This is a genomic window from Mesorhizobium sp. M0051, from assembly GCF_040323235.1.
Classification (GTDB): Bacteria; Pseudomonadota; Alphaproteobacteria; order Rhizobiales; family Rhizobiaceae; genus Mesorhizobium.
On sequence record NZ_JAMYUT010000068.1, the window covers coordinates 1 to 9,333 of the forward strand.

The 9,333-nt window shown below is 58.3% G+C and carries 5 protein-coding genes and 1 pseudogene; 5 read left to right on the top strand and 1 reads right to left on the bottom strand.

Features of this window, described 5'->3' with window-relative positions:
• Window positions 1-58: 58 nt before the first annotated feature.
• The gene (locus NKJ90_RS32830) at window positions 59-1,327 is read right to left on the bottom strand and encodes an MFS transporter (protein WP_352487725.1); all 1,269 of its coding nucleotides are present in this window, start codon (window positions 1,325-1,327) and stop codon (window positions 59-61) included.
• 1,327 nt (window positions 1,328-2,654) lie between these two features.
• Between NKJ90_RS32830 and NKJ90_RS32835 the strand changes: the two genes are divergently transcribed.
• The 5 genes and pseudogenes from NKJ90_RS32835 to NKJ90_RS32855 all read left to right on the top strand — a co-directional run bounded on the left by NKJ90_RS32835 (window position 2,655) and on the right by NKJ90_RS32855 (window position 9,269).
• Window positions 2,655-3,071 carry an Lrp/AsnC family transcriptional regulator gene (locus tag NKJ90_RS32835; RefSeq protein ID WP_352487726.1) on the top strand — a complete coding sequence of 139 codons (417 nt, stop codon included), beginning with the start codon at window positions 2,655-2,657 and terminating at the stop codon, window positions 3,069-3,071.
• A 393-nt stretch (window positions 3,072-3,464) separates the two neighbouring features.
• A complete protein-coding gene (locus NKJ90_RS32840) occupies window positions 3,465-4,826 on the top strand; it encodes an ArgE/DapE family deacylase (RefSeq protein WP_352487727.1) in 1,362 nt (453 codons plus the stop codon).
• A 214-nt stretch (window positions 4,827-5,040) separates the two neighbouring features.
• Window positions 5,041-6,144, top strand: coding sequence for an ISAs1 family transposase (locus NKJ90_RS32845; RefSeq protein WP_352487728.1), 1,104 nt, complete (start codon window positions 5,041-5,043; stop codon window positions 6,142-6,144).
• Between the two features lie 23 nt (window positions 6,145-6,167).
• Window positions 6,168-7,570: pseudogene (locus NKJ90_RS32850) on the top strand (aminotransferase).
• Window positions 7,571-7,859: 289 nt separating this feature from the next.
• Window positions 7,860-9,269 (top strand): aldehyde dehydrogenase family protein, encoded by a 1,410-nt coding sequence (locus tag NKJ90_RS32855; protein ID WP_352487729.1) that lies wholly within the window; start codon window positions 7,860-7,862, stop codon window positions 9,267-9,269.
• The last annotated feature ends 64 nt before the right edge of the window (window positions 9,270-9,333 follow it).

Here is a 9,333-nt window from a genome sequence, read left to right on the forward strand (position 1 = left end):
GGTCCAAAAGTTCCTTCTCAATAGCCATGCGATGATTCTCCTTTCCATCATCATGGCCTCATGCACAAAATTCCTGACAGTCCCCAGAGTCGCGGCGATCGCGCAGAGGAAACAGGACGCCAGCCGCAGCGACAAGCAACAGAGCACCAGCGGAGCCTTCAAGCGCCAAGGTCAGGGAATGGTTCTGCGTCACCGTTCCCCATATCCAGCTGCCGGCCGCGATGCCGCCGTCTATCAAGGCATAATAGATCGAGATGGTGCGCCCCACGACCCAGCGCGGGCTTGCCAGCTGCACGTTCACGCCAAGCCCGGACCATGCGGTGACCCAACCCGCGCCGCCTAAGGCGAGTGCTATGGCCGCCACTGCAATCGAAGAGGTAAGCGCAAGGGAGAGGGAGCATGCCGCGCAGGCGACGCATGCAAGCGTTATCAACCGCTCTTGCGACAAGCTCCGTCTGAACATGCTATTGGAGACACCGGCCAAGACGGCGCCGGTTCCAAAGCCGCCCATGAGGGTGCCATAGGCGACGGGACCTCCTCCCAATTGATCGCGGACAACCAAGGGCAGCAGGGCAAGTATGGCGATGCTCGCCAAGCCAAATAGGGTTCCGCGTGCGATCGCCGCCTTGATTTCCGACGACATCGCCGTGAACCGGACCCAGTCATAAATCGCCGTCTTCAGCGGATCCCGCGGCAGAGGTGAAGCGCGAAACCTTCCACTTGCTGCGCCATATGGTGCACACCGGTACCAGGTAGCTGAGCGCAGTCTGGCGAACGCCGCCACAAGGCCGAACGAGGCGACGACGATGCCGCCAAGCGCCGGGCCTACGGTGCGGACAGTGTTGAAGCCGACGGTGAGGAGGGTGACTGCAGCGGGAACATCGCGTCGGCCGACGATATCACCAACCGAGGCTTGCCAGGCGGAATCGTTGACCGCGCCGCCGCACGCGATCAGGAAGCTGAAGCCGAGGATCATCCATGGGTCGACAAAGCCGAGCGCCACGGAAGCGGCCAGCATCGCAGATGCTATCGCCATAAGGCACCAACCGGCGAACATAACCTTGCGACGGCTGAAATTGTCAGCGATGGCCCCGACGAACACAGACAATATGAACGCAGGTAGCGTCGCTGACGCCTGAACCAGCGCAACCATCAGATCTGACGTCGAGATTGTTGCCATCAGCCAGCTGATGGCAACGGCCTGCATCAACCAGCCAAAGTTGGCAACCTGTATGGCGAGCCAGATCGAACGAAAGGTCGAGTTCCTGAGCGGGGAAAACGTGGCCGACGTACCTAGGCGCTCGTCTGGGCCCTCCTTCCTACTCATGCTCTCATTTCTCGACCTGCTGCACCAATTTTGCCAATGCTGCCGCCCAATGCGGCTAGGCTGAGAGGGTGGTCGAGAGCAAGGGCCGTCAAGCTGCCCGTCTCAATCTAGAGACTATCAATCGCCAGCGGTTCTTCGTCAAATTCAGTTTGTCTAGGGCGGTCATCTCAAACCCAGATAGATTTCACGATACGGCCAACATCCGGATCGATCACAAGCGCGTTCCCGGTACACAAGCCGCTGCGACCTTCAAATCCAACGATTGGAGTCGGATCCCGGAGGGACCAGAAATAAACAGGTGTACGCACGAACAAACGCCTGTTTGCGACGCATCCGATGAGCATTGCTTGCTTAGCGGCCGGTAGGATATCGGGTAGCTAGTAGCACCGGCCGACGCCGGTGACGCTGAAAGTAGGTCTGCGGTCAACTCCGCAGGTCGGATAACGCCTGTTCAGTGCGCGATCGGTATTTCTTGCACAATCGCTCATTGCCAGAGCAGCACACCGACGAAAGCCGATGGCGACTCCCAAACCAACCTGCACCCGGCACTCCCTGATCCAGAAGCCGCAAAAAGGGTGATGAGCAGCGGGATCGTATAATAGCCGTCCCAGGATCTAGACCTGACGCAGGACCGCAGGAGATGAATTTCGACAGCGGCATGTCCGGGAGCGTAACCTCTCTCATGCATGACTGTGGCAGCAGTCTTAATATCATAGCCCTTCTGCCATCTTGACCACTCCGCGTCACGACGAAAAGCAATAGTCCTTCGGATCAAGCCCATCAGACCGGAGGCACGAGCACGCCGTAAAGGGAGGGCATACTGGTGACGGACCATCAATAATCCCACCCACACCGGCCATGTAGCCCAAGTGGCCTATCTGTTTCTGGCGGCGAAGCTCGATTATTCCAGATGACCTAGTATCAGCGCGGCGGAAGCACGATAGAAATACTCTGTGTAAAAGCCGTTTCCCGACGTCAATTCATTAAATTGATCGGCCTTATGGTCAAAAAACAAAAAGCAGACATATAAAGGGAGTTGTTATCAGCAACGATAAGAAATAATCCAATGTTTTCCCCGGAAAACATTCGGATGTTAAATATCTCTTCAGCTTGTTTATCATATACACCGCCGCCAAACGAACTTACCAGGCGCTCAATCAATGAACTGGATTTTGGATGTCAAAATTTGGTTCCCCTAAAGCGTTTGGTTTTCAAGATCATATTCTGGCGCCATGCGTAACGTAAAGGTAAACTTCGCTTACTAAATGCTAGTAATCCCTGACAGATTGCGCTATTGGAATCGACAGATTGCGTTGCGAGTGATGCGATGGACGATTTTGATAGGCGGCTAATTGCGCTCCTCAGGCTGGATGGGCGAATGCCTATTGCGGCTCTTGCAGACAAGCTGCAGGTCTCAAGAGGGACAGTCCAGAAGCGCCTAGATCGCTTGATATCGTCCGGCGCGGTACGCGGGTTCACGGTGCGCACTCGACAAGAATTGGACGAGACGGTTTTGCGCGCGATGATGGGTGTAAGGACTTCAAGCAAGAAGCCCGCCGCGCTCATTAAGGCCCTCAATGGGGTTCCTGAAGTTGTCTCGCTTTATACGACGAACGGCGTCTGGGATTACATCGCGGAACTTCGCGCTGAAAGCCTTGCGGATCTGGATCGTGCACTGCGAGAAATACGCAGTATTGACGGAGTTGCCTCGACTGAAACCAGTATTTTGCTCGGCGCCGTGTGAACGTTGTTCGCATTCTGCTTTTTAGCTGCCAACCGCATTCGCTTGACATTTTCGAATGCATCACCACACGAGTTGCGCTCGCGTCGACTCAAACCACACGACCCTTCCGCAACCAGCCATACCATCCCGGTCGAGATCTATTGATCCGAACGCTCTGGTGGTGTGCACCGTCGACGAAAGTAAACCTTCCAGCCTAGCCGACCTGTGGCTGGCATGTACCCCCCGCTCGCTGAAGCGTGATAGCCCTGAATCGAGATCCTCGGCGCAGCCGCAGCATGGTGCCTAGTTCTCCATAGCACTTTGCGCAAAGAAACTGGCATTTGGATATCAAACGGTAGCTTTGCGCTGCACACAGGGTAGCGATATCTTCTCAAATAATTCAGGAGAGCAGACGTGAACGAACCCCCATCTTTGCGGTATCCCGCTGTTGATGTTGCACGCGACAAACATCCATTGGCGCCCGCCAATATCGAGCGCATCATCAAGGCGGTTGAGAACCGCTTCGATGAGCAGGTCGAGTTTTTGACACGGCTGGTGCGTGCTGCCTCGCTTCGAGGCAATGAAGCCAGTGTTCAAAAGATTGTCGCCAACGCGCTCGAAGAACGTGGCTATGACGTTCGCAGCTTCCCGATCGATCCAGCTCGCATCGGCAAGGATCCGGCTTTCTCACCGACCAGATTTGATCTCAAAGATTCTACCATTGTTGTAGGCTCCAAGCGGTCACCGCATGAAGGCGGAAGATCTCTGGCACTCAACGCACATGTTGATGTGGTGCCGGTCGGCACAAGCGCCCGTTGGAGATATGAGCCGTTTTCGGCCACTCGCGACGGGGATTGGCTCTATGGCCGTGGTGCGGGTGACATGAAAGCTGGCCTGGCTGCAAATCTGTTTGCCCTCGACGCGCTATCGTCCGCAGGCTTCGACCTGAAAGGGGCGGTCCAATTTCAGTCCGTCATTGAGGAAGAGACCACAGGCAATGGAGCGGCAATGGTTCTGGCGGAGGGTTTCCGCGCCGATGCAGTTCTCATTTCGGAGCCTACCGACGAGAAGCTCGTCAGCGCGAATACCGGGGTCATAAAATTTGCTATCACGGTCCAAGGGGTTCCCGCTCACCCATTCGAGGTCGCCACCGGTAGGAGCGCAATCGACATCGCAATTCGCACTATCGAGCATCTGCGCCAGCTCGAGCAAGAGTGGATCGCAGAGCGACCCATAACTCAGCCTGATTTCGCCGGTGTCGACAATCCAATAGCTTTGACAATCGGCACGATATCGGGAGGCGAGTGGCTCGCCTCAGTGCCGAGCGAGTGCCGTTTTGAAGGCCGTATTGGCTTCTATCCCGGCGAGATTGCAGAGGCGCGCGCCGCAAGGTTTGAGAGCTTTCTCAGAAAGGCATCTTTGAACGACCCGCAACTGCAAGGATGTCCCGAGCCGGAGATCGAGTGGGTCGGTGTCAAGCAGGGCGGATATGTTCTTGCGCCAGGAACCGACGCAGAAGCGCTTCTGGCAAAAGCGCACTCCCTCGCCGACAGTTCCCAACGAGAACTTCAGCGCTTCGTCATGCCTTGCTACCTCGACGCCGCTGTCTTTGCCTTGCATGGTGACATGACCAGCCTGGTTTACGGGCCAGTTGCCGAACACATCCATGCTGTTGATGAGCGAGTGAACTTGCCGTCCCTGTTGAGGGTTACAAAGGCCATCGCTTTGTTTGCCGCGGCTTGGTGTGGAGCAGAGGCTCGGGCGGAGCACGTGTAGCCCTGGTAGGCAGAGCATGCTTCCGACCGAAGTGTTTCCGACCTGTCCACGCTTTCTGATCCACCTGTCCGGCTTGGCCACAGTTCAGAGGCAAGAAATATGCGTCGCAGATGCCGCAGCGAAAGGCAGGGGAATCGCACATGAGTACAAACGGACTCTTGTGTGGTGTGCGGAAATCGATTCTGAGAGGACCTCTGAATGATCGGAGGCCGTGATGGTGTTTCTGGATGTATTCGGCGAGGTGCCGGACCCGCGGGACTTGACCGCGCAGCACCCGTTGCCGGAGATTTTGTTCGTAGCACTTGCGGCAGTGCTTTGCGGGGCGACGCACTGCACGGAGATGGAGCTGTTTGCCAGGAACCGTCTCGATCTGTTGCGGCAGTTCATTCCGCTCGAGCGTGGCGCGCCCAGCCACGACACCTTCAGCCGGGTGCTGGCGGCTCTCGATCCTGTCGCCCTCAACGATGCCTTCATGCGCTTCATGATCGCGTTCGGCGGGCAGGCGCGCATCGATGCGCCGAAAGGGCAGGTCGCCATAGATGGCAAGAGCCTGCGGCGCGCCTACGCCAAGGGCTGCTCGCATATGCCACCGCTGGTGGTGACCGTCTTTGGCTGCGATACCTTCATGAGCCTGGCCCAGACCGTGGCGCAGAAGGGCGGCGAAGTGCAGGCCGCGATCGCGGCGCTCGAATTGTTGTCGCTCAAGGGGCTGACCGTAACGGCCGACGCCTTGCACTGCCATCGCCGCATGACCAAGACCGTGTGCGAGGGCGGCGGCCACTACGTGATCGCCATCAAGGGCAACCAGTCGAAACTGGCCAGCGAGGCCAAGGCCGCCCTCGACAAGGCGGCGGCCAGCAAAGCAACCAAGTTCCATCAGACCGAAGAGGATGCGCATGGCCGTCACGAGGTGCGGCGTGCCTTCGTCATTCCCTTTGTGCAGCCGCCGGGCAAGAATGCACTCGTCGACCTTTGCGCCGTCGGCCGTGTCGAAAGCTGGCGCACCGTCGATGGCAAGACCACGCACAAGGTCCGCTGCTATGCGCTGTCGCGCAAAATGCCGGCACACGAACTGCTCGCCACAGTACGCCGCCACTGGAGCATCGAGAATGACCTGCACTGGCAACTCGATGTCCTGCTCGGCGAAGATCAAATCAGAGGCCGCAAGAACAATACCGCCGCCAATCACGCCATACTTCGCCGCCTCACGCTCAATGTTCTCAGAGCCGATCTTGAAAACATCCCGCTCAGCCACAAACGACTCAAAGCACGATGGGCCGATCAAAACCTGCTTAGCCTCTTTACTCATATGCGATAGCCCTGCAGCGAAAGGGAGTTCGAATGAGCATCAACATCCAGGACATCAGCGAAAAGGACCGCAACTCTGTCCTGCATCCTTTCACGCAGCTCAAGGACTTTGCGAGCGGCAAGCTGGGCGAGCCGACAATCGTCGAGACGGGCAAGGGATCCGCATCCAGGATGCCCATGGCAAGCAGTAGATCGCTGGTTTTGCCGGCCTCTACTGCGTCAATGTCGGCTATGGCCGCACCGAAGTGGCTGAAGCGATCTCGCGCCCGGCCTATCGCCTTGCCTACTTTCACTCCTATGCGGCGCACACGACCGATGAGCTTGCGATCCTCTCCGATCGTCTCGTGAAGATGGCGCCCGGCAAGATGAGCAAGGTATTCTATGGCATGTCCGGCTCGGATGCCAACGAGACCCAGGCCAAGCTTGTTTGGTACTACAACAACCTGCGCGGCAAGCCGGACAAAAAGAAGATCATCTCGAGTGAGCGCGGCTATCATGGCTGCTCGGTGGTCTCCGGCTCGATGACCGGCATGAGCTTTTATCACGACCATATGGACCTGCCGCTGCCGCAGATCGTCCATACCGGCGCGCCTCATCATTACTGGGGTGCAAACCCGGGTGAAACCGAACGCGAATTCTCCGCGCGCCGCGCCGTCGAACTTGACCAGCTGATCGAACGGCTCGGCCCCGACAATGTCGGCGCCTTCATCGCCGAGCCTGTGCTCGGCACGGGCGGCATCACGCCTCCGCCAGAAGGGTATTGGGAGGCTATCCAGGCCGTTCTGAAAAAGCACGATGTACTCCTTATCGCCGACGAGGTGATCACCGGTTTTGGTAGAACGGGTTCGATGTTCGGCTCGCAGCACTATGGCATCGAGCCCGACCTGATCACCGTCCCAAAAGGTCTGACCGCTGCCTACTTCCCGCTCTCGGCGGCGATCGTTGGCGAGAAGGTCTATAAAGTGATGGAAGACGGCGCTGACAGGGTTGGCGCATTCTCGCACGGCTACACCTACTCCGGTCACCCGATCGGCGCCGCCGCGGCCAGCGCGGTTCTCGACATCGTCGAGAAAGAAGACCTCCCTGGCAATACCCGTGACGTCGGGGCGTTCTTCCAGGCGCAGCTGAAGGAAAAATTCGCGCAGTTGCCGATCGTCGGCGAAGTGCGCGGGGTCGGCCTTATGGGCGCGATCGAGTTCGTGGCCGATCGCGACAATAGGAAGCGTTTCGACCTGTCGCTGAAGGTTGGTGCGCGGATCTCAAAGGCTGCCCGCGACCGGGGTCTTATCGCTCGCGCTATGCCGCACGGCGACATTCTTGGCGTTGCCCCGCCACTCGTAACAACCAAGTCTGAAGTCGAAGAGATCGTTGCAATCGCCGAAAGCGCCGTGCGCTCCGTCATGGACGAACTCGTTCGCGACGGCCAGAAAATCTGAAAGGGGACGGCCGAAGGGGTCCCACCGCTATCGCAAACGTTCAGGTGGCAATCAACCGATGCATCAAGTGAGGACAGGGCGCGGGTCCTAAAGCGCGTTAAGTGAGGACAGGGCGCGGGTCCTAAAGCGCGTTGCGTATTCAGACGACGCGCTTTAGGTCTTGTTTTTATACATGTCGTTCTCCCAACACCGCGGCCACTTTTGGGCGCCATGCATTAGCACCTTTGCCCCGACTAGAGACTTAGCTGCCGCGCATGCGGCACTTCATTAGGGAAGAAGAAGCTCGCCTATGACCGCTGCCCAACTGCATATCACAACCGGCTTGGCGCCCATACCCGTATACAGCCCCTATGACGGGTCGCTTGTGGGAACGGTCGAGGCTACGGACGCATGCGAAATCGGCGAGCTTTTGACACGCGCCAGACGCGGAGCCGAGCTTTCGCGCAACCTGCCAAGGCACCGGCGCGCGAGCATCCTTGAAGACGCTGCAAAGATTGTCGAGCGCCGTCGCGACGCCTTCGCCGACACCATCGTCCGGGAAGCTGGAAAAACCATTGTTCAGGCGCGCAAGGAAGTCCTGCGTTGCGTCAATACGCTGAAGCTCTCGGCTGAAGAAGCAAAGCGCAATGCCGGCGAGATCGTGCCCTTCGATGCGTTTGCCGGTTCAGAGCAGCGGCAGGGTTGGTTCACGCGTGAACCGCTCGGGATCATCACCGCCATTACCCCGTACAATGATCCGCTGAACCTCGTGGCGCACAAGCTTGGTCCCGCGGTCGCCGGCGGCAATGCCGTTCTGCTGAAGCCATCGGAGCTGACGCCGCTTTCGGCGATCAACCTCGTCGGAGCCCTTCGCGAAGCCGGCCTCCCGGAAGACGTCATAACCGTCGCGGTTGGCGGTACAGATCTCGGTAAGGCCTTGGTCGCCACCCGCGAAGTTCGAATGGTGTCGTTCACCGGCGGATTTGCAACCGGAGAGGCAATCAGTCGCTCGGCGGGGCTCAAGAAACTGGCGATGGAACTCGGCGGCAATGCGCCCGTCATCGTCATGAATGATTGCGACTTCGACAAAGCAGTTGAAAGCTGCGTATCAGGCGCATTCTGGGCGGCCGGACAAAACTGCATCGGCGCCCAGCGCATTTTGGTGCAGGCGGCCCTTTATGAGCGGTACCGCGATGCCTTTGTCGCGGCAGCGAAAAAGCTGAAGGCAGGCGATCCGTCACGCGAGGATACCGACGTTGGTCCGATGATCTCCAGCGAGGCGGCGGAACGCACCGAGACGGCAGTCAATGAGGCCATCGGCGCGGGTGCGAAATTGTTGTGCGGACACCACCGCGAGGGCTCCCTCTACCATCCGACTGTGCTGGATGGCACGCCTCAGAGCTGCCGGCTGTGGCACGAGGAAGTGTTCGCGCCGGTCGTTATGCTTGCTCCCTTCGACACGCTTGATGAAGCCATCGAGATGGCCAACGTTCCGGAATGCAGCCAGCATACCGGCATCTTCACCAACAATCTCTCTGTCGCGCTTGAGGCGGCAAAAAGGATCGAGGCTGGCGGGGTGATGATCAACGACTCGTCGGACTGTCGCTTCGATGCCATGCCCTTCGGCGGCTCCAAATACGGCAGCATGGGCAGGGAAGGTGTTCGCTTTGCCTACGAGGAGATGACTCAGCCAAAGGTGGTTTGCATCAACCGCGGTTAACTCCGGACCCAAAATACGACGTTGGCATAGCGGAGAAGCTCCATTTGTGACAGCAAAAGTCGAC